Source organism: Arenivirga flava (assembly GCF_030161575.1).
Lineage (GTDB): Bacteria > Actinomycetota > Actinomycetes > Actinomycetales > Microbacteriaceae > Arenivirga > Arenivirga flava.
Genome location: NZ_BSUL01000001.1, coordinates 837,025 through 856,405, shown reverse-complemented (window position 1 = coordinate 856,405; position 19,381 = coordinate 837,025). Strand labels below are relative to the sequence as shown.

The following is a 19,381-nucleotide window of genomic DNA, read 5'->3' as shown; positions in this document are numbered from 1 at the left end:
GCACCGCGCCCGAACCGCGCTCCAGCCTACGGGCAGGCGGTACGGCATTTCGACCCCGGCGACCTGCATCCGCTACTCGACGGTGACGCCTTCGATCACGGCTTCGGCCGCGGGGGCGCCGTCCTCGCCGCCATCGGCCGTGCCGGCCGCGGCGATCTGCGAGGCGACCTGATCGAGCCCGGAGGTCACCGTGCCGAGCACGGTGTAGCCGCCCGCGGCGTCGGAGGGGATGGTCGTGTCGCCGTAGACGATGAAGAACTGGCTGCCCATGCTGTAGGCGTCACCGCCGACGCGGGCCATCGCGATGGTGCCGGCCGGGTAGACGTCGTCGCTCGGCGCGTTCTCGATGGGCCCGTAGCTGTAGTCGGGGCCGCCCGTGCCGTCGCCGTTGGGGTCCCCGCACTGCAGCACCTTGAAGCTCTCTCCCGTGGTGAGGCGGTGGCAGGTGAGGCCGTCGTAGAAGCCGCTCTGCGCGAGCGTGACGAACGACGAGACGCCCTGCGGCGCGGCGGCGCCGTCGAACTCGATGCCGAGGTCGATACCGCTGAGGGCGATCGAGCCGGTCCACGTGCGGTCCTCGGCGAGATCGGCGGAGGGCACATCGCCGACGTTCTGCCCGGCCTCCGCCGCGGCCTCCGGGCTCGCGGAGGCGCTCGGCGTCGGCTCCGGTACGCCGGGACCGACCGAGAAGTAGCTGATCTGGGTGGCGGTCGCCAGGCCCGCCACGACGATCACGCCGGCGACGGCCCAGACGTTGTCGCGCAGCCGGCGACGACCCTGGCGGCGGTGCACCTCCTGGCGGGCGGCGTACCGCCGCAGCCGGTCGCGCGCCTCGCGGTCCTGGTTCCTGCTCGCAGCCACTGCTCTCCTCGGTGTCGCGGCCCTGCCGGGGCTCCCGGTCGCCGGGCAGCATCATAGGGGAGCGGTCGAAGGCGCCTCCGGCTCGATCCCCGCCGGAGGGTCGTGTCGGCGGCGACCTCTAGTGTTGCCGTCATGCCCGCCCAGCCCGGTCTCCGCTCCGGCAGCACCCCCTCGCGGTGCGGATGCGCCCCCGCAGCCTCGACGAGGTCGCCGGTCAGCAGCACCTGCTGCGTCCCGGCTCACCCCTCGTGAGCCTCGCGAACGACCGCACGGGGGAGACCGGCTCGGTCTCCGTGATCCTGTGGGGCCCGCCGGGCACCGGCAAGACGACGCTCGCGCAGACGATCGCGCACAGCTCCGGCCGCAAGTTCGTCGAGCTCTCCGCGGTCAACGCCGGAGTGAAGGACGTGCGGCAGGTCATGGAGGAGGCGCTCTCCCAGCGCGACCTCTACGGGGTCTCGACCGTGCTGTTCCTCGACGAGATCCACCGCTTCACCAAGGCGCAGCAGGATGCGCTGCTGCCCGGCGTCGAGAACGGCTGGGTGATCCTGGTCGCCGCCACCACCGAGAACCCCTCGTTCTCGGTCATCTCTCCGCTGCTCAGCCGATCGCTGCTGCTCACGCTCGAGCAGCTGAGCGACGACGACCTCGGCGTGCTGCTCGACCGGGCGGTCGGTGACGATCGCGGGCTGCGCGGCAGGGTCGTGCTGGAAGCGGATGCGCGCGCCGCCATCATCCGGCTCGCCTCCGGCGACGCGCGGCGCGCTCTCACCGCCCTCGAGGCCTCCGCGCTCTCGGCGACGGCCGCCGCCGCGGAGGAGGTCGACCCCGACGCCCTCGATCTCGACGGGGGCGACCCGGAGCCTCCGACGATCACGCAGGAGATCGTCGCCGCAGCCGTTGACCGGGCCCTGCTGCGTTACGACCGCCAGGGCGACGAGCACTACGACGTGATCAGCGCCTTCATCAAGAGCGTGCGCGGCAGCGACGCCGACGCCGCGCTGCACTACCTCGCGCGCATGCTCGAGGCGGGCGAGGACGTGCGCTTCATCGGCCGCCGCCTCATCATCAGCGCGAGCGAGGACATCGGCATGGCCGATCCGCAGGCGCTGCAGGTGGCGGTCGCCGCCGCGCAGGCGGTGCAGCTGATCGGCATGCCCGAGGGTCGCATCCCCCTCGCCGAGGCGACGGTGTACCTCGCGACCGCGCCAAAGTCGAACGCCGCCTACAATGGCATCAACGCCGCCGTCGCCGACGTGCAGGCCGGGAACTTCGGCCGCGTGCCGAAGCACCTGCGCGACGCTCACTACCCGGGTGCCAAGCGGCTGGGCCACGGCAAGGGCTACGTCTACGCCCACGACGCCGAGCACGGCGTGGCCACCCAGCAGTACCTGCCGGACGAGCTCCAGGGTGCGAGCTACTACCGCCCGACCGAGAACGGCCACGAGCGCGACATCGCCGTGCGCTGGAAGCGGCTGCTCGAGATCATCCGCGGGCGCGGCTGATCCGGCGCGTCGCGTGCTGGCGCGGGGGCGGGGCGACTGCTAGCATTGCTCGGTCGGACTCCTCCCTGACGCGTGCGGCTGCGCGGACGGGTGCCGGAGCGAGCGGGCCCTGTAGCCGGGCCGCCATCGACAGCATCCCTCTTCATCCCCGATCGGGGCGACCGACAGGCGCGCCCGGATCCCGCGAAGACAGATGTCTCACTCAATCGAAAGCAGGAACACGTGGCCCAGAACTCCCGGACCCGTAGCAAGACCCGCCTCTCGCGCGCCCTGGGCATCGCCCTGACGCCGAAGGCGGCCGCCATCCTCGAGAAGCGTCCGTACGGCCCCGGCCAGCACGGCCGCACCAAGCGCCGCGCCGACAGCGACTACGCCGTGCGTCTGCGCGAGAAGCAGCGTCTGCGCGCCCAGTACGGCATCCGCGAGGCGCAGCTGCGCATCGCGTTCGCCGAGGCCCGCCGCAGCGCCGGCCTGACCGGTGAGAACCTGGTCGAGATCCTCGAGACCCGTCTCGACGCCCTCGTCCTGCGTGCCGGCTTCGCCCGCACCACCGCCCAGGCCCGCCAGTTCGTGGTGCACCGCCACATCCTGGTCGACGGCAAGATCGTGGACCGCCCGTCGTTCCGCGTGAAGCCGGGTCAGCTCATCCACGTCAAGGCCCGTTCCGAGGGCACCGAGCAGTTCCAGGTCGCGGCCGCCGGCGGTCACGCCGAGGTCCTGCCGAAGACCCCGGGCTACCTCGAGGTCGAGCTCGACAAGCTGCAGGCCCGCCTCGTGCGCGAGCCGAAGCGCGCCGAGATCCCCGTGACCTGCGAGGTCCAGCTGGTCGTCGAGTACTACGCCGCGCGGTAATCGCGTCGCACGCCTCGAAGGGGGCCCGGTCCGCCGGGCCCCCTTCGTCGTACCCGATAGGCTGATGACTCCGCCTCATTCGTCGTCTGAAGGGACCTCGACCATGAAGAACCTCCTGCTGATCGCGATCGGCGCGGGCGTCGGCTTCATCGCCGCCCACCAGCTGAGCAAGACCGAGCAGGGCGCTCGCTTCTTCGCCGAGGTCGACGGCCGGGCCCGCGAGTTCGGCGAAGCCGTCGTCGACGGCTACAAGGCCCGCGAGGCCGAGATCCGCGCCGCCGTCGCCGACGCCGAGGACGCCCTCGGCGACCTCGCCAAGTAGCCCGCAACCCCCTCCCGGACAGCACGGACCCGCCAGGGTCCGGTGCCGTCCTCCTCCGAGAACGACCCTGGACACCATGAAGACCGCAGAGATCCGCCGCCGCTGGCTCACCTACTTCGGGGAGAACGGCCACACCGTCGTCCCCTCCGCCTCGCTCGTGAGCGACGACCCCTCCCTCCTCTTCACCGTGGCCGGCATGGTGCCGTTCATCCCGTACCTCTCCGGCGTGGTGCCCGCGCCGTACCCGCGCGCCACGAGCGTGCAGAAGTGCATCCGCACCAACGATATCGAGGAGGTCGGCAAGACCCCCGTCACGGCACGTTCTTCCAGATGAACGGCAACTTCTCCTTCGGCGACTACTTCAAGGAGGGCGCGATCACGCACGCGTGGACGCTGCTCACCCGCTCGGAGGAGGAGGGCGGCCTCGGCTTCAGCCCCGAGGACCTGTGGGTGACCGTCTACGAGGACGACGACGAGGCGCGCGAGATCTGGCGGCGCGTGGCCGGTCTGCCCGACGAGCGCATCCAGGGCCTCGGCAAGGACACCAACTACTGGTCCACCGGCCAGCCCGGGCCGGCCGGTCCCTGCTCGGAGATCTTCTTCGACCGCGGGCCCGCCTACGGCGTCGACGGGGGACCGGCGACGGACGACGACCGCTACGTCGAGATCTGGAACCTCGTGTTCATGCAGTACCAGATCACCAACGTGCGCTCGAAGATCGACTTCGACATCGTGGGCCCGCTGCCCAAGCAGAACATCGACACCGGCATGGGTCTCGAGCGCGTCGCCTTCCTCAAGCAGGGCGTCGAGAACATGTACGAGATCGACGAGGTGCGCCCGGTGCTCGACGCCGCGGCGCGGCTCTCGGGACGCGAGTACGGCGCGGTCCACGAGGATGACGTGCGGATGCGCGTGGTGGCCGACCACATCCGCAGCTCGCTGATGCTGCTGAGCGACGGCGTCGCGCCGTCCAACGAGGGTCGCGGGTACATCCTGCGCCGCCTGCTGCGCCGTTCCATCCGCGCGATGCGGCTGCTCGGCGTACAGGGCCCCACCTTCGAGGCGCTGTTCCCGGCCTCGCGCGACGCGATGAAGGAGTCGTACCCCGAGGTCGAGGCCGACTTCGCGCGCATCTCCCGCCTGGCCTACGGTGAGGAGGAGGCGTTCCTGCGCACCCTCTCCGGCGGCACCGAGATCCTCGACACCGCCCTCGAGGCGACGAAGGCCCAGGGCCGCGGCCAGCTCGCCGGCGACACCGCCTTCCTGCTGCACGACACCTACGGCTTCCCCGTGGACCTCACCCTCGAGGTCGCCGAGGAGGCCGGGCTCACGGTCGACCGCGCCGCCTTCGACCGCCTGATGAGCGAGCAGCGCGCCCGCGCGAAGGCCGACGCCAAGGCGAACAGGAAGGCGCTGGCCGACCTCTCGGTCTACGGGGAGTTCCGCGCCAAGGGCGAGACCGTGTTCCTCGGCTACGACGAGCTGCAGGCGCCCGGGACGGTCGTCGGCCTCATCGTCGACGGCGTGAGCGTCGACCGCGCGACCGCGGGCCAGGAGGCCGAGGTGTTCCTCTCGGAGACCGCGCTCTACGCGGAGTCCGGCGGTCAGGAAGCGGATGCGGGCAGCATCGTCGGCGCCGGCTTCGAGCTGGAGATCGTCGATGTGCAGCGGCCCGTGAAGGGGCTCACCAGCCACCGCGTCACCGTCACGACGGGTGAAGTCGGCGTGGGCGACGCCGCCACGAGCATCGTGGACCCCGTGTGGCGCCGCGGCGCGACCCAGGCGCATTCGGCGACGCACCTCGTGCACGCGGCGCTGCGCCAGGTGCTCGGCTCGGAGGCGCACCAGGCCGGCTCGTACAACAAGAGCGGCTACCTGCGCCTCGACTTCAACTGGAACCAGGCGCTCTCGCCCGAGACCCGCAGCGAGATCGAGGAGGTCGCCAACAACGCGATCCGCGACGACTTCGAGGTCGTCACGCGCGTGATGGCGCTGGACGAGGCCAAGTCGATCGGGGCGATGGCGCTCTTCGGCGAGAAGTACGGCAACAGCGTGCGCATGGTCGACATCGGCGGTCCGTGGTCGCGCGAGCTCTGCGCCGGCACGCACGTGGCGCGCTCGAGCCAGGTCGGGCTCATCGACCTGGTGAGCGAGAGCTCGGTCGGCTCGAGCAACCGCCGCGTCGAGGCGCTGGTCGGCACGGAGGCGTTCCGCGATCTCGCCGCCGAGCGTGCGATCGTCGCCGAGCTCAGCAGCAACCTGAAGGCGCCGCGGGAGCAGCTGACCACCCGCATCCAGGAGCTCTCGGCCAACCTCAAGGCCGCCGAGAAGCGCATCGCGGAGTTCGAGATGCAGGCGCTGCAGTCCCGGGTGCCGGCGCTCGTCGAGAGTGCCGTCGACCTCGGACGCTACCGCGTCGTCGTCGCCGACCTCGGCGAGGTGGGCGCGGCCGACGCCGTGCGCACCCTCGCGACGAGCGTGCGCGAGCGCCTCGGCACCGCGTCGACGGTCGTGGCCCTGCTCGGCACCGCGAACGGCAAGCCCGCGGTCGTCGTCGCCACGAGCCCCGCCGCCCGCGAGGTCGGGGCCAAGGCCGGCGCCCTGGTCAAGATCGCCTCTGGAGCGCTCGGCGGCGGCGGTGGCGGCAAGGACGACCTCGCCCAGGGCGGCGGCGCGGACGCCTCCGCGATCCCCGCCGCGGTCGAGGCCGTGCTCGCAGCGCTGAAGGCCTGAGCGGATGCGGACGGGCGTGCGTCTCGGGATCGACGTCGGCAGGGCCCGCATCGGCCTGGCCAGCAGCGACCCGCACGGGATGCTCGCGACGCCGGTGCGCACCGTGAGCCGTGCCCGCGGTGCCGCGGCAGGCGTCGCCGACGTCCAGGAGATCCTCGCCGAGGCGGCCGAGCGCGACGCGCTCGAGCTCGTGGTCGGCCTGCCGCTGTCGCTCTCCGGCGCCGAGACACCCTCGACGCAGGATGCGAAGGACTTCGCAGCCCTGCTCGCCGCGGGCCGGGTGCCCGTGCGGCTCGTCGACGAACGCCTCTCGACGGTGAGCGCCCAGTCCGCGCTGCGCGCCTCCGGGCGCAGCAGCAAGCAGTCCCGTTCGGTGATCGATCAGGCCGCGGCCGTCGTGATCCTGCAGCACGCGCTCGACGCGGAGCGCGCCTCCGGCGCCGCTCCCGGGCTCGTGCTCGATCCGGCTGAAGGAGCCTGAGATGTCGATGTCCGGACCAGGAGCCGAGGGCGCACCGCTGACGCGACGCCAGCTGCGCGAGCAGGAGACCAGCGGCCTCCCGCCGCGCCGTCCCGAGCGTCCCGGCGGCCATGAGAGCGGACCCGGTCGGCGCCGGCGCCGCTGGCCGTGGGTGCTCGGCTCGATCGCCCTCGTGCTCGCGTTGCTCGTCGGCGCGGGCGTCGTGGCGATGAACCAGTACGGCGATCGCATCATGGAGCAGCTCGGGCTGACGACCACCGAGGACTACACCGGCACGGGCAACGGCGAGGAGATCGACTTCGTCGTCGCGGAGGGCGAGCTCGGCAGCGACATCGCCAACAACCTGGTCGAGCAGGGGATCGTCGCGAGCTACGACGCGTTCTACGACCTGCTGCTCGCGCAGGACCCCCAGCCGACCTTCTACCCGGGCAGCTACGCGCTGCAGGGGAGATGAGCGCGCAGGCCGCGCTCGATGTGCTCAGCGATCAGGCCAACCGGGTGACGGCCAGCGTCCTCATCCGCGAGGGCCTCACCGCGGAGCAGATCTTCGAGCAGCTCGCCGCGGACACCGGGGTGCCGCTCGCCGACATCCAGGCCGCCGCCGTGCCGGCCGACTACGCCCTGCCGGCGGACCTGACGAGCCTCGACGGCTACCTCTTCCCGGCGACCTACAGCTTCGACCCGGGCACCGAGCCGTCGACCATGATCTCGGCGATGGTGAACCGGATGATCTCCGCCCTCGACGAGCGCGGCGTCGCCGCCGAGGACCGCCACCGCGTGCTGACCATCGCCTCGATCATCGAGCGCGAGGCCCGGCTGCCCGAGGACTTCGGACGCGTCGCGCGCGTTATCGAGAACCGCCTCGCCCAGGGCATGCCGCTGCAGATGGACTCGACGGCCCAGTTCGGCGTCGCCGGCGACGAGGGCAGCGTGTGGTCCTCGGAGGTGCAGCTCGAGGACCGGAATCCGTGGAACACCTATCAGATCGAGGGGCTCCCGCTCGGCCCGATCTCCGCGCCCGGAGACACGGCGATCGACGCCGTGCTGAACCCGCCGGCCGGCGACTGGACCTACTTCGTCACGGTGAACCTCGAGACCGGCGAGACGGTGTTCACCTCGAACCTCGCCGATCACGAGGCCGCCGTGCAGCAGTTGCGCGACTGGTGCGCCGAGACGGGTTTCGAGGCGTGCGGATGACCGCGACCCGCCTCGCGGTGCTGGGCTCGCCCATCCGCCACTCCCTCTCACCGGCCCTGCACAGCGCCGCCTACGACGTGCTCGGCCTCGACTGGAGCTACGGCGTCGCCGAGGTCGGCACGGGCGGGCTGCCCGGGTTCCTCGAGGGCCTCGACGGCGATTGGCGGGGCCTCTCGCTGACGATGCCGCTGAAGCAGGAGGTGCTGCCGCTGCTCGACACGCGCTCCGACCTCGTCGGTCTGACCGGCGCGGCGAACACGGTGCGGCTCGACGGCGGCACCGTACGGGGATGGAACACCGACGTGGCCGGCATCACGGAGGCCTTCCGGCACCACGATGTGCGCTCGCTGCTGACCGTCGATGTGCTGGGCGCGGGTGCCACCGCGCTCTCCGCGGTCGCCGCCGCCGGCGTGCTCGGTGCACGCGACATCGAGATCGCGGTGCGCAACCCTGCCCGGGCGGCCGATGCCGTCGCGATGGGGGAGCGGCTCGGCATCGCGATGCGGCTGCGCGGGCTCGACGAGGCTCCGACGCGGACCCCCGACGCGGTGGTCAGCACGCTGCCCAACGGCGTCGAGACCGCTCTGCGCTACACGCCGGACCAGCAGCGCGACGCGGTGCTGTTCGACGTCGCGTACCACCCTGGCCCACCGCGCGAGCCGCGCAGTGGCTCGACGCGGGCGGTCGGGTGATCCCCGGGCTCGAGATGCTCATGCAGCAGGCGCTCAAGCAGGCGCGCATCTTCGTGGGCGGCGACCCCGCGGTGCGGCTGGATCGCGAGGCCGAGGTCGTCGCGGCGATGCGCGCTGCGGTCGGTCTGGCCTGACCCCCTCACGCCCCGCGGAGGCAGTCCGCTCCGCTCGACTAGGATCGAACACCATGCTCCGTTGGTTGACCGCCGGTGAGTCGCACGGCCCCGAACTCATCGCCATCCTCGAGGGACTGCCCGCGGGCGTCCCCGTCTCGCTCGACCAGGTCCGCGAGGACCTGGCCCGTCGCAAGCTCGGCCACGGTCGCGGCTCGCGGATGAAGTTCGAGCAGGACGAACTGCACTTCTCCGGCGGCGTGCGCCACGGTTCCACGCTCGGCGGCCCCATCGCGCTGCGCATCGGCAACACCGAGTGGCCCAAGTGGACCGAGGTGATGAGCGCCGAGCCCGTCGACCTCACCGAGGTCTCCCGCGGTCGCGGCGCCCCGCTCACCCGGCCGCGCCCGGGTCACGCGGATCTCGTCGGCATGCAGAAGTACGGCTTCGACGAGGCGCGTCCGATCCTGGAGCGCGCGAGCGCCCGCGAGACCGCCGCCCGGGTGGGGCTCGGGGCGGTGGCGCGCGCCTTCCTCGGCGAGCTCGGCATCCGCCTGGTGAGCCACACCCTCGCGATCGAGACCATCCGCTCCCCGGAGGATGCGGCGCTGCCGCGCCCCGAGGACGTGGACCGGCTCGACGCCGACCCGGTGCGCTGCTTCGACGCCGCCACGAGCGCGGCGATGGTCGAGCGGATCGACCGGGCCAAGAAGGAGGGCGACACCCTCGGCGGCGTCGTCGAGGTGCTCGTCTACGGTCTGCCCCCGGGCCTCGGCTCGCACGTGCACTGGGACCGCCGGCTCGACGCGCAGCTCGCCGCGGCGATCATGGGCATCCAGGCCATCAAGGGCGTCGAGATCGGCGATGGCTTCGAGACCACGCGCCGCCCCGGATCGCAGGCGCACGACCCGCTGCATCTGCAGGACGGCACGATCGTGCGCGCCTCCGATCGCGCCGGCGGCACCGAGGGCGGCATGTCGACCGGCACCGTGCTGCGCGTGCGTGCGGGCATGAAGCCGATCGCCACCGTGCCCCGAGCCCTGCCGACCGTCGACGTCGCCACGGGCGAGCAGGCCAAGGCGCACCACCAGCGCTCCGACGTCTGCGCGGTGCCCGCCTCCGGCGTGGTCGCCGAGGCCATGGTCGCCCTCGTGCTCGCGAACGCCGTGCTCGAGAAGTTCGGCGGCGACTCCGTCGCCGAGACGCGGCGCAACCTCGAGGCGTACCTCGCCGCGATCCCCGCCTCGCTCGCGACCGGCACCGAGTCGGTGCCGTACACGCCGAGCGACACGGACTGATGGCGGGCGCGCTCGTCGTCTTCATCGGGCCGATGGCCGCGGGCAAAACCCGCATCGGCAAGCGGGTCGCGAAGCGGCTCGGGGTGCCGTTCATCGACTCCGACAAGGTCATCGTCGCCGAGCACGGACCGGTGGCCGAGATCTTCGTCGAGCACGGCGAGCCGCACTTCCGAGCGCTGGAGGCGGCGGTCGTCGTCGCCGCGCTCGAGGAACCGGCCGTCGTCTCGCTCGGCGGGGGCGCGCCCATGACCCCCGCTGTCGCGAAGGCGCTCGCCGGCCACGACGTGGTGCTGCTCACCACGAGCCCCGAGGCGGTCGAGAGCCGCATCGGCGACGGGAGACGACCGCTGCTCGCCGAGCGCGGCATCGAGGCCTGGATCGAGCTGCTCGAGCAGCGCCTGCCGACCTACGAGGCCCTGGCGACCCACACCGTCGACACCTCACGCCGGCCCATCGACCACATCGCGGCGGAGCTCGCCGACCGCGTCCGAGCAAGGGAGCACCTCGCGTGAGCGACGTCACCACCATCCCCGTCACGGGTGCCGACGGCTACGACATCACCGTCGGCCGCGACATCCTCGACCGCATCCCCGCCGTCCTCGGCAGCGGCGTCGCGAAGGTGCTCGTCGTGCACGCGCCGTCGCTCGGCGCGCGCGCCGAGGCGCTGCGCGAGCGGCTGGGCGAGCACTACGAGGTGCTGCTGGCGGAGGTGCCGGATGCGGAGGCCGCCAAACGCGTCGAGGTCGCCGCGTTCTGCTGGGGCGTCATGGGTCAGACCGATTTCACGAGGACCGACGCGGTCATCGGCCTCGGCGGCGGCGCCACGACCGACCTCGCCGGATTCGTGGCCGCGACCTGGCTTCGCGGCGTGGCGCTGCTCCAGATCCCCACCACGGTGCTCGGCATGGTCGATGCGGCTGTCGGGGGCAAGACCGGCATCAACACCGCCGAGGGCAAGAACCTCGTCGGCGCCTTCTACGCACCGAAGGCCGTGCTGGTCGATCTCGCCTTCCTCGACACGCTGCCCCGCAACGAGCTGCTCGCGGGCTACGCGGAGGTGATCAAGGCCGGCTTCATCGCCGAGACCGAGATCCTCGACCTCGTCGAAGCGGACGTGGAGAAGGCCACCGATCCCACGGCACCGGAGTTCCGTCGAGCGATCGAGCTGGCGATCGCCCTCAAGGCGCGGGTCGTGAGCGAGGACTTCAGGGAGGGCGGGCTCCGCGAGATCCTCAACTACGGCCACACCCTCGGCCACGCCATCGAGCACGCGGAGCGCTACCAGTGGCGTCACGGCGCGGCCGTCGCGATCGGCATGGTGTTCGCCGCCGAGCTCGCCCGGCTGATGGGCCGGCTCGATGACGCCGCGGTCGACCGGCACCGCCGGATCCTGGAGTCGCTGTCGCTGCCGACGAGCTACCCGACCGGGCGCTGGCAGGGGCTGCTCGCGGTCATGCGCCGCGACAAGAAGGCCCGCGCGGGGATGCTGCGCTTCATCGTCCTCGACGCCATCGGCCGGCCGACCACGGTGACGGGGCCGGACGACTCGCTGCTCTTCGCCGCCTACCAGGAGGTCGGCAGCTAGGCACCTCTAGCCTGGTGCCCTACCAGGGAGAGGTGGTCGCGTGTTCGAGCTCGGAGCCGTCGCCGACGTCGTCATCGTCCTGCTACTCGTCTCGGCGCTCGTCGCCGGCGTCCGCCGCGGACTGCTGAGCAGCCTCGGCCTCTGGGCGGGGCTCGTGGCCGGCGCCATCGCGGCGTACTGGGCGGTGCCGATCGTCATCGCCGCCGTGCCCTCCGCCGTGTGGCGCGGACCCGCGGCCGTGCTCGCGGCGATCGTGCTGCTCGGCGTCGGATCGTCCCTCGGCGAGGGGATCGGCCGGCTGCTCGGCGGGGTCGCCGACAAGGTCGGCCTCCGCTGGTTCGAACGGCTGCTCGGCGGCGCCGCCGGCGTCGTCGTCGGCGCCCTCGCCGCATCGCTGCTGACGGCGACCGTGGTGCCGCTCGGCGTGCCGGTCGTCTCGAGCGCGCTCGGCGCCTCATCCGTGGTCCGCACCATCGACGGGCTGACCCCCGCGCCGGTCGCCGGCGCGCTCGCCCGCGTGCGCACCGCGATCCTCGACGGCCAGCTGCCCGAGCTCGGCGAGCTGTTCGGCGGCCTCGACGGGCAGGACGTTCCCGAGGTCGACGCGGGGAGCGCTGCACTGCGCGCTTCGGGCGAGTCGGTCGCGCGCATCACCGGCATCGCCTACTCGTGCGGCCGCTCGGTGAGCGGCACCGGTTTCATCGTCGCCGAGGACCGCATCGTCACGAACGCGCACGTCGTCGCGGGCGTGGACGACCCGGTCGTGGAGCTGCCCGGCGAGGCGGCGCTGCCGGGACGGGTGGTCTACTTCGACCCCGTCGACGACCTCGCCGTGATCGCCGTCGACGGCCTGCAGGGCGAGCCCCTGCCCATCGCGGGCGACCTCGCGGTCGGCGAGCAGGCGGTCGTGCAGGGCTATCCCTACGGCGGGCCGTTCAGCACGGTGGGCGCCGAGGTGGTGGCGGTGGGCGATGTGCCGGTGCCGGACATCTACGGCGGCGCGTCCGAGCCGCGCGGCGTCTCGGCGCTGGCCACGGACGTGTACCCGGGCAACTCGGGCGGCCCGCTGCTCAGCACCGATGGCGAGGTGGTGGGCGTGATCTTCGCCCGCGGTGCGGACGGCCAGCAAATCGGCTACGCGACCACGGTCGAGGAGGCCTCCGACGTGCTCACCGGAGCCGCCGGGTGGACGTCACCGGTCGCGACCGGCGCCTGCGCCGCCTGACGCGTCTTCGCGCTCGAGCAGCGAGCGCTTGACGGCGAGGCCCCAGGCGAAGCCGCCGAGCGAGCCGTCCGTGCGCAGCACCCGGTGGCAGGGCACGAAGAGGGCCGGTGCATTGCCCGCGCACGCGCCCGCCGCCGCCCGCACCGCGGAGGGGCGCCCGAGCGCCGCGGCGAAGCCGGCGTAGGTGAGCGGGGCGCCGGGGGCGATGGCGCGCAGGCCCTCCCAGGCGAGCTGGCGGAAGGTGCCGCCGGCGTGCTGGCGCACGGGCACGCCGTCGATGGCCGCGAGCTCGCCGTCGTAGTAGGCGAGCGCCGCATCCGCCGCCGCTCCGCGCTGTGCGGTCGGTGCGAGCGCAGCCGGTCGCAGCGTCGGGTGGATCCGACCCAGCAGCGCCTCGGGCGAGTCGGTCCATCCGGAGGCGAGCACGGCGCCGTCCTCGGCCGTGACGAGGCCGAACGGCCCGTCCGGGGTCTCCAGGATGAGCAGGGGCAGCGTGGTCATGGTCGTCCTCCAGACGGTGCGGGCTTCGCGGCACGCCAGAGGTGCATGCCGAGGTAGGAGCGCCAGGGCGCGTACGCCTCGCCCGCCGCGCCGAGCGGCCAGGGCAGGCCGAGGTTCGCAGCGCCCGCGCGCTGCGCCGCGTCGCCGTCGAGCAGCACATCCGGCGCGCCGGTGAGCCGCAGCAGCAGGTAGTCGGCGGTCCACGGTCCGATGCCGGGCCGTTCGAGCAGTTCGGCCCGCAGCTCGGCGGGATCGCGGTCGCCGTCCAGGTCGAGCGCGCCGTCGGCGACGGTGGCGCAGGCGTCGAGGATCGAGCGGATGCGGCGTGCGGGGCCCCGGAGCGCCTCGGCGCCCCGCTCGGCGAGCGTCGCGGCGTCGGGGAAGGGCTCGAGCGCGTCCGGAACCGTCGTCGTCCGCAGCCGGCCCGCCAGTCTGCCGAGCTGGGTGCGCGCGGCAGCGACGGTGATCTGCTGCCCGACCATGGCCCGCACCAGCATCTCCGTGCCGTCGACGCTGCCGGGCAGACGGATGCCCGGCACCGACCTCACCGAGGCGCGCAGCGGCGTCCGCGCGCCGAGCACCGCGTCGACCGCCGCCGGATCCGCATCCGCGTCCAGCAGCCGGCGCACGCGCGCCAGGGCGGGCACGAGGTCCGCGAGGTCCTCCAACCGCACGCGCACCTCGGGCGGGCCGCCGCCGAGATCCACGTCGATGCGGGCGGTGCCCCGGGGCAGCCGCAGCGCGCGCAGGTAGCGGGAGCCCTCGATCCGCTCGACGCCCTCGATGGTCCTCGCCGCGAGGAAGGCCAGCAGCCCGGCGGCGTCGAAGGGCTCGCGCACCGGCAGACGCAGTCGCAGCGCATCCGGCGTCCCCGCGCTGCGCGGCGCCCTGGCCCGCAGCTCGGTGGGGGAGACCCCGAAGACCTCGCGCACCGTGTCGTTGCACTGCCGGATGCTGCCGAACCCGGCGGCGTGGGCGATCTCGGCGATGGGCAGCGGCGTCGAGGTGAGCAGGGCGCGCGCGGTCTGCGCTCGACGAGCCCGCGCGAGCGCCAACGGGCCCGCTCCGAGCTCGGCGTGCAGCAGCCTGCCGAGCTGGCGCGTCGAGTAGCCCAGCCGGGCGGCGAGACCGGTCACGCCCTCGCGGTCGACCACGCCGTCGCCGATGAGCGAGAGTGCGCGCGATGCCGTCTCGCCGTGCAGATTCCAGCGCGGGCCGCCGGGCACGGCCTCGGGCAGGCAGCGCTTGCAGGCTCGGAAGCCCGCCTCGTGGGCCGCCGCCGAGGTCGGGTAGAAGCGCACGTTCGACTCCTTGGGCGTGCGGGCGGGGCACGACGGGCGGCAGTAGATGCCCGTGCTCGTGACGGCCGTGACGAAGAGCCCGTCGAAGCGGCGGTCGCGCGAGGCCACGATGCGGTAGCGCTGCGCGAAGTCCATGCGTCCATCCTGCGGGCTGCACGCACCGGCTGCCAGCGGGAATCGGACACGACGGTGCGGCGACCGCCCGCTCGGTAGAGTGGCGGCATGACCCGCGTGCTCGTGCTCAACGGACCCAACCTCGGCCGTCTCGGCAGCCGCGAGCCCGACGTCTACGGCGCGCAGGATCTGGAGGCGCTGCGCGCGCTCCTGGAGGGCGACGCGCCCGACGGCGTCGAGATCGACCTGCGCCAGACCGACCACGAGGGCGAGATTATCGGCTGGATGCACGAGGCCGTCGACACGGCCAGCCCCGTCATCGTGAACCCCGCGGCGTTCACGCACTACTCCTACGGCCTCCGCGACGCGGCGGCGCTCGTCAGCAAGGCCGGCCTGCCGCTGGTCGAGGTGCACATCTCCAACCCGCACGCGCGCGAGTCCTTCCGGCACCACAGCACGATCTCGGGCGTCGCCACGGGCGTCATCGCGGGCTTCGGCCTCGAGGGCTACCGCCTCGCGCTGCGCGCCGTCACCGCGGGCTGAGCCGGGCCACCCTCTACACTGTTCCGGGCGCAGTCGCGCCCCCACGCACTCATCGAACGGAAACGACTCGGCAATGGCCACCTCGAACGACATCAAGAACGGCAGCGTCGTCAAGATCGACGGACAGCTCTGGAGCGTGGTGGAGTTCCAGCACGTCAAGCCCGGCAAGGGCGGCGCCTTCGTGCGCACCAAGATGAAGAACGTGCTGAGCGGCAAGACCGTCGACCGCACCTTCAACGCCGGCACCAAGCTCGAGTTCGCGAGCGTCGACCGCCGCGACTACCAGTACCTCTACAACGACGGCACCGGCTACGTCTTCATGGACCTCGACACCTACGACCAGATCACCGTGGCCGACGCGATCGTCGGCGACGCGTCGAACTTCATGCTCGAGAGCACGAACGTCACCGTCGCGCTCAACGAGGGCAACCCGCTCTACGTCGAGCTGCCCGCTTCCGTCGTGCTCGAGGTCACCTACACCGAGCCGGGCCTGCAGGGCGACCGCTCGACCGGCGGCACCAAGCCGGCCACCGTCGAGACCGGCTACGAGATCCAGGTGCCGCTCTTCCTCGAGGCCGGCACCAAGGTCAAGGTCGACACCCGCACGGGTGACTACCTCGGCCGCGTCTGACCCGCCGACCGCATGAGTGCACGCAGCAAGGCGCGCAAGCGCGCCCTCGACATGCTCTACGCCGCCGATCTGCGCGGCGTGCCGGCGATCGAGGTGCTCGACCAGGAGGCGGTCCGCGCCCGCACGCAGCCCGAGCGCGAGGCATCCTGGGCGTACGGACGCGAGATCGTGCTCGGCGTCATCGAGCGCTCGGGCGAGATCGACGAGACCATCGCGAGCCACGCCCGCGGCTGGACCCTCGAGCGGATGCCGGCAACCGACCGCGCCATCCTGCGCATCGCCGTCTGGGAGATCCTGTTCAACGACGAGGTGCCCGACTCGGTCGCGATCGCGGAGGCCGTCGAGAGCGCCACGGTGCTCAGCACCGACGACTCCGCGGGCTTCATCAACGGCGTGCTCGGCGCGGTCGCCGCGAGCCGCTGATCCGACGCCGCCCGAACGCCCCGGCACACCGTGCCGGGGCGTTCGCCGCGTCCGGGCTGCTGCTAGGGTGGGGTCGTTCCCAGACATCCTTTAAGCACCGTCCTGTGAGGCGGGGAAGGAGGTCCGCATGGCGGCGCGCACCGTGCTGCAGCAGGCTGACATCAACCGGGCGTTGACTCGGATCGCTCACGAGATCCTCGAGTCCGCCAAGGGCGCCACCGACATCGTGCTGCTCGGCATCCCGACGCGCGGCGTCGCGCTGGCGGAGCGGCTCGCGGCGATCCTGCGCGGCATCGAGCCCTCGCTCGGGGCCGAGATCGTGGGAGCGCTCGACGTGACGATGTACCGCGACGACCTGGCGCACCACCCCACCCGCACGCCCCAGCCGACGAGCATCCCCGCGTCCGGCATCGACGGCCGCACCGTGGTGCTGGTCGACGACGTGCTCTTCTCGGGCCGCACCATCCGGGCCGCGCTCGACGCCATCGGCGACCTGGGCCGTCCGCGCGCGGTGCGCCTGGCCGTGCTCGTCGACCGCGGCCACCGCGAGCTGCCCATCCGCGCCGACTTCGTCGGCAAGAACCTGCCGAGCTCGACGAGCGAGCGCATCAACGTGCGCCTGGTCGAGACCGACGGCGTCGAGGAGGTGAGCATCGAGTCATGAGGCACCTGCTCTCCACCAAGCAGCTCTCCCGCGAGGAGGCGATCCGCATCCTCGACGTCGCCGAGGACATGGCCGACACGCAGCAGCGGTCCGTCAAGAAGCTGCCGACCCTGCGCGGCAAGACGGTCGTCAACCTCTTCTTCGAGGACTCCACCCGCACGCGCATCTCCTTCGAGGCGGCGGCCAAGCGCCTCAGCGCCGACGTGATCAACTTCGCGGCGAAGGGCTCCAGCGTGTCCAAGGGGAGTCGCTCAAGGACACGGCGCAGACCCTCGCCGCCATCGGCGCCGACGGCGTCGTCATCCGGCACTCCGCCTCCGGCGCCCCCGCCGTGCTCGCGGGCAGCGGCTGGATCGACGCCGGCGTCGTCAACGCCGGCGACGGCACGCACGAGCACCCCACCCAGGCCCTCCTCGACGCGTTCACGATGCGCCGTCGGCTGCACGGGGCGGGCAGCCGGGGCCGTGACCTCGACGGCGTGCGCGTGGTGATCGTCGGCGACATCGTGCACTCGCGCGTCGCCCGGTCGAACCTGTGGCTGCTGCGCACGCTCGGCGCCGAGGTGACCTTCGTCGCGCCGCCGACGCTGCTGCCCTCCGCGGTCGGCGCCTGGCCCGCGTCCGTGCGCTACGACCTCGACGACGCCCTCGCGGAGCAGCCCGACGTCGTGATGATGCTGCGCATCCAGAGCGAGCGGATGCACGAGGCCTTCTTCCCGAATCCGCGCGAGTACTCGCGGCAGTGGGGGCTCTCCGCCGAGCGCTGGGCGACGCTGCCGGACGGCGCGCTGGTGATGCACCCCGGCCCGATGATCCGCGGCCTCGAGATCAGCGACGAGGCGGCCGACTCGCCGCAGTCCACCATCCTGGAGCAGGTCGCCAACGGCGTCGCCGTGCGCATGGCCGTGCTCTTCCTCAGCATGACCGGCAACGACGGCGCCGCACCCACCGAGACGGAGATCGTATGACCACCCACCTCATCCGCTCGGCCACCCTCGTGGACGGCGCCCGCGCCGATCTGCTCGTGCGCGACGGTGTCGTGGCCGAGGTCGGCACGGGCCTGAGCGCCGTCGGCGCCGAGGTCATCGACGCCGACGGCCTGCTGGCCCTGCCCGGCCTCGTCGACCTGCACACGCACCTGCGCGAGCCCGGCGGCGAGGCCAGCGAGACGGTGCTCACCGGCTCGCAGGCCGCAGCCGCCGGCGGTTTCACCGCGGTCAACGCCATGGCCAACTCCTCGCCCGTGGCGGACACGGCCGGCGTGGTCGAGCAGGTGCAGGCGCTCGGCGAGCTCGCCGGCTACGTCACGGTGCGACCGATCGGCGCGGTCTCGAAGGGCCTCGCGGGGGAGCAGCTCAGCGAGATCGGCGCGATGGCGACCTCGCGCGCCAGGGTGCGCGTGTTCAGCGACGACGGCATCTGCGTCAGCGACCCGCTGCTCATGCGCCGGGCGCTCGAGTACATCAAGGGCTTCGACGGCGTGCTGGCGCAGCACGCGCAGGATCCCCGGCTGACCATCGGCGCGCAGATGAACGAGGGCGTGCTGTCGGCCGAGCTCGGGCTCGCTGGATGGCCGGCGGTCGCGGAGGAGTCGATCATCGCCCGCGACGTGCTGCTCGCGGAGCACGTCGGCGCACGCCTGCACATCTGCCACCTCTCCACCGCCGGCAGCGTCGAGGTGGTCCGCTGGGCCAAGGCACGCGGCATCGCGGTGACGGCCGAGGTCACCCCGCACCACCTGCTGCTCACCGAGCAGCTCATCGCCGGCGGCGCCCCGGCTCCGCTCGACGGCGCCTACGACGCCCGCTTCAAGGTCAATCCGCCGCTGCGCCGCGAGGAGGACGTGCTCGCCCTGCGCGCAGCCCTCGCCGACGGCACCATCGACATCGTCGCGACCGATCACGCGCCGCACACGGCGGAGGCGAAGCAGTGCGAGTGGGCCGCCGCGGCCAACGGCATGGTCGGCCTCGAGACCGCCCTGCCGGTCGTGCACCAGACCATGGTCGAGACCGGCCTGCTGGACTGGTCCGGCGTGGCGCGGGTGCTCTCGAGCGAGCCGGCCAGGATCGGACGCGTCGAGGGCCACGGCCACGCGATCGCCGCTGGCGCGCCCGCCGAGCTGACGCTCTACGATCCCGCTGCCCGCCGCAGCTTCGACACGGCGCAGCTCGCCGGCAAGTCGGTCAACAGCCCGTACCTCGGCCGGAGCCTGCCCGGCCGCGTCGTGGCGACCTTCCACGGTCGCCCGACGGTGCTGGACGGTGCGGTGCTCGCCCCGGAGCTCGTGGGCGGTGCGGCGCGTGGATAGGCTGCTGCCCGCGCTGCTGCTGGGCGCGGTGGT

20 protein-coding genes and 2 pseudogenes are annotated in these 19,381 nt (G+C 72.8%); 19 read left to right on the top strand and 3 right to left on the bottom strand.

Going from position 1 to position 19,381, the window contains the following annotated elements:
- Nucleotides 1-72 precede the first annotated feature (72 nt).
- A complete protein-coding gene (locus QQK26_RS04215; protein WP_284230364.1) occupies nt 73-861 on the bottom strand; it encodes a peptidylprolyl isomerase in 789 nt (262 codons plus the stop codon).
- A gap of 182 nt (nt 862-1,043) precedes the next feature.
- Here QQK26_RS04215 and QQK26_RS04210 point away from each other — a divergent pair, with 182 nt between their 5' ends.
- The 13 genes and pseudogenes from QQK26_RS04210 (at nt 1,044) to QQK26_RS04150 (ending at nt 12,864) form a co-directional block, all read left to right on the top strand.
- Nucleotides 1,044-2,366, top strand: coding sequence for a replication-associated recombination protein A (locus QQK26_RS04210; RefSeq protein WP_284230362.1), 1,323 nt, complete (start codon nt 1,044-1,046; stop codon nt 2,364-2,366).
- A gap of 222 nt (nt 2,367-2,588) precedes the next feature.
- Complete coding sequence (rpsD, locus tag QQK26_RS04205; RefSeq protein WP_284230359.1) at nt 2,589-3,218, top strand: 30S ribosomal protein S4; 630 nt, start codon at nt 2,589-2,591, stop codon at nt 3,216-3,218.
- 103 nt (nt 3,219-3,321) lie between these two features.
- A complete protein-coding gene (locus tag QQK26_RS04200) occupies nt 3,322-3,540 on the top strand; it encodes a hypothetical protein (RefSeq protein ID WP_284230357.1) in 219 nt (72 codons plus the stop codon).
- A gap of 76 nt (nt 3,541-3,616) precedes the next feature.
- A pseudogene (alaS, locus tag QQK26_RS04195) lies at nt 3,617-6,273 on the top strand (alanine--tRNA ligase).
- A gap of 4 nt (nt 6,274-6,277) precedes the next feature.
- Nucleotides 6,278-6,754, top strand: a complete 477-nt coding sequence (gene ruvX / locus QQK26_RS04190; protein WP_284230355.1) for a Holliday junction resolvase RuvX — start codon at nt 6,278-6,280, stop codon at nt 6,752-6,754.
- A 1-nt stretch (nt 6,755) separates the two neighbouring features.
- Nucleotides 6,756-7,208, top strand: a complete 453-nt coding sequence (locus QQK26_RS04185; protein ID WP_284230353.1) for a hypothetical protein — start codon at nt 6,756-6,758, stop codon at nt 7,206-7,208.
- The gene (mltG, locus tag QQK26_RS04180) at nt 7,205-7,951 is read left to right on the top strand and encodes an endolytic transglycosylase MltG (protein ID WP_284230350.1); all 747 of its coding nucleotides are present in this window, start codon (nt 7,205-7,207) and stop codon (nt 7,949-7,951) included. Before QQK26_RS04185 ends, mltG begins: the two co-directional genes overlap by 4 nt.
- Nucleotides 7,948-8,643, top strand: a complete 696-nt coding sequence (locus QQK26_RS04175; protein ID WP_284230348.1) for a shikimate dehydrogenase family protein — start codon at nt 7,948-7,950, stop codon at nt 8,641-8,643. The genes mltG and QQK26_RS04175 overlap by 4 nt, the downstream gene beginning before the upstream one ends.
- Nucleotides 8,640-8,777 (top strand): hypothetical protein, encoded by a 138-nt coding sequence (locus QQK26_RS04170; RefSeq protein WP_284230345.1) that lies wholly within the window; start codon nt 8,640-8,642, stop codon nt 8,775-8,777. Before QQK26_RS04175 ends, QQK26_RS04170 begins: the two co-directional genes overlap by 4 nt.
- Nucleotides 8,778-8,830: 53 nt before the next feature.
- Nucleotides 8,831-10,054 (top strand): chorismate synthase, encoded by a 1,224-nt coding sequence (aroC, locus tag QQK26_RS04165; RefSeq protein ID WP_284230343.1) that lies wholly within the window; start codon nt 8,831-8,833, stop codon nt 10,052-10,054.
- Nucleotides 10,054-10,566: a shikimate kinase gene (locus QQK26_RS04160; protein WP_284230341.1), complete on the top strand. Its 513-nt coding sequence runs from the start codon at nt 10,054-10,056 to the stop codon at nt 10,564-10,566. Before aroC ends, QQK26_RS04160 begins: the two co-directional genes overlap by 1 nt.
- Nucleotides 10,563-11,639: a 3-dehydroquinate synthase gene (gene aroB, locus QQK26_RS04155; RefSeq protein WP_284230339.1), complete on the top strand. Its 1,077-nt coding sequence runs from the start codon at nt 10,563-10,565 to the stop codon at nt 11,637-11,639. The genes QQK26_RS04160 and aroB overlap by 4 nt, the downstream gene beginning before the upstream one ends.
- A 40-nt stretch (nt 11,640-11,679) precedes the next feature.
- Nucleotides 11,680-12,864 carry a MarP family serine protease gene (locus tag QQK26_RS04150; protein WP_284230337.1) on the top strand — a complete coding sequence of 395 codons (1,185 nt, stop codon included), beginning with the start codon at nt 11,680-11,682 and terminating at the stop codon, nt 12,862-12,864.
- Here QQK26_RS04150 and QQK26_RS04145 read toward each other — a convergent pair.
- The gene (locus QQK26_RS04145) at nt 12,832-13,365 is read right to left on the bottom strand and encodes a methylated-DNA--[protein]-cysteine S-methyltransferase (protein ID WP_284230335.1); all 534 of its coding nucleotides are present in this window, start codon (nt 13,363-13,365) and stop codon (nt 12,832-12,834) included. The two genes, QQK26_RS04150 and QQK26_RS04145, sit on opposite strands and share 33 nt — an antisense overlap.
- Nucleotides 13,362-14,801 (bottom strand): DNA-3-methyladenine glycosylase 2 family protein, encoded by a 1,440-nt coding sequence (locus QQK26_RS04140; protein ID WP_284230333.1) that lies wholly within the window; start codon nt 14,799-14,801, stop codon nt 13,362-13,364. Before QQK26_RS04140 ends, QQK26_RS04145 begins: the two co-directional genes overlap by 4 nt.
- Before the next feature lie 87 nt (nt 14,802-14,888).
- Between QQK26_RS04140 and aroQ the strand changes: the two genes are divergently transcribed.
- The 6 genes and pseudogenes from aroQ to QQK26_RS04110 all read left to right on the top strand — a co-directional run bounded on the left by aroQ (nt 14,889) and on the right by QQK26_RS04110 (nt 19,348).
- The gene (gene aroQ / locus QQK26_RS04135) at nt 14,889-15,323 is read left to right on the top strand and encodes a type II 3-dehydroquinate dehydratase (RefSeq protein WP_284230331.1); all 435 of its coding nucleotides are present in this window, start codon (nt 14,889-14,891) and stop codon (nt 15,321-15,323) included.
- Nucleotides 15,324-15,396: 73 nt separating this feature from the next.
- Complete coding sequence (gene efp / locus QQK26_RS04130; RefSeq protein WP_284230329.1) at nt 15,397-15,954, top strand: elongation factor P; 558 nt, start codon at nt 15,397-15,399, stop codon at nt 15,952-15,954.
- Between the two features lie 12 nt (nt 15,955-15,966).
- A complete protein-coding gene (gene nusB, locus QQK26_RS04125; RefSeq protein ID WP_284230327.1) occupies nt 15,967-16,377 on the top strand; it encodes a transcription antitermination factor NusB in 411 nt (136 codons plus the stop codon).
- Nucleotides 16,378-16,504: 127 nt separating this feature from the next.
- Nucleotides 16,505-17,041, top strand: coding sequence for a bifunctional pyr operon transcriptional regulator/uracil phosphoribosyltransferase PyrR (gene pyrR, locus QQK26_RS04120; RefSeq protein ID WP_284230325.1), 537 nt, complete (start codon nt 16,505-16,507; stop codon nt 17,039-17,041).
- Nucleotides 17,038-18,008 (top strand): annotated as a pseudogene (locus tag QQK26_RS04115) (aspartate carbamoyltransferase catalytic subunit). Before pyrR ends, QQK26_RS04115 begins: the two are co-directional and overlap by 4 nt.
- The gene (locus tag QQK26_RS04110) at nt 18,005-19,348 is read left to right on the top strand and encodes a dihydroorotase (protein ID WP_284230319.1); all 1,344 of its coding nucleotides are present in this window, start codon (nt 18,005-18,007) and stop codon (nt 19,346-19,348) included. The pseudogene QQK26_RS04115 and the gene QQK26_RS04110 overlap by 4 nt, the downstream one beginning before the upstream one ends.
- Nucleotides 19,349-19,381 lie beyond the last annotated feature (33 nt).

Coding starts and splice junctions, on each gene's coding strand:
- QQK26_RS04210 (WP_284230362.1), top strand. CDS start 1,044: ATGCGCCCCCGCAGCCTCGACGAGGTCGCCGGTCAGCAGCACCTGCTG.
- QQK26_RS04200 (WP_284230357.1), top strand. CDS start 3,322: ATGAAGAACCTCCTGCTGATCGCGATCGGCGCGGGCGTCGGCTTCATC.
- ruvX (WP_284230355.1), top strand. CDS start 6,278: ATGCGGACGGGCGTGCGTCTCGGGATCGACGTCGGCAGGGCCCGCATC.
- QQK26_RS04185 (WP_284230353.1), top strand. CDS start 6,756: ATGTCGATGTCCGGACCAGGAGCCGAGGGCGCACCGCTGACGCGACGC.
- mltG (WP_284230350.1), top strand. CDS start 7,205: ATGAGCGCGCAGGCCGCGCTCGATGTGCTCAGCGATCAGGCCAACCGG.
- QQK26_RS04175 (WP_284230348.1), top strand. CDS start 7,948: ATGACCGCGACCCGCCTCGCGGTGCTGGGCTCGCCCATCCGCCACTCC.
- aroC (WP_284230343.1), top strand. CDS start 8,831: ATGCTCCGTTGGTTGACCGCCGGTGAGTCGCACGGCCCCGAACTCATC.
- QQK26_RS04160 (WP_284230341.1), top strand. CDS start 10,054: ATGGCGGGCGCGCTCGTCGTCTTCATCGGGCCGATGGCCGCGGGCAAA.
- QQK26_RS04145 (WP_284230335.1), bottom strand. CDS start 13,365: ATGACCACGCTGCCCCTGCTCATCCTGGAGACCCCGGACGGGCCGTTC.
- QQK26_RS04140 (WP_284230333.1), bottom strand. CDS start 14,801: ATGGACTTCGCGCAGCGCTACCGCATCGTGGCCTCGCGCGACCGCCGC.
- aroQ (WP_284230331.1), top strand. CDS start 14,889: ATGACCCGCGTGCTCGTGCTCAACGGACCCAACCTCGGCCGTCTCGGC.
- efp (WP_284230329.1), top strand. CDS start 15,397: ATGGCCACCTCGAACGACATCAAGAACGGCAGCGTCGTCAAGATCGAC.
- nusB (WP_284230327.1), top strand. CDS start 15,967: ATGAGTGCACGCAGCAAGGCGCGCAAGCGCGCCCTCGACATGCTCTAC.
- pyrR (WP_284230325.1), top strand. CDS start 16,505: ATGGCGGCGCGCACCGTGCTGCAGCAGGCTGACATCAACCGGGCGTTG.
- QQK26_RS04110 (WP_284230319.1), top strand. CDS start 18,005: ATGACCACCCACCTCATCCGCTCGGCCACCCTCGTGGACGGCGCCCGC.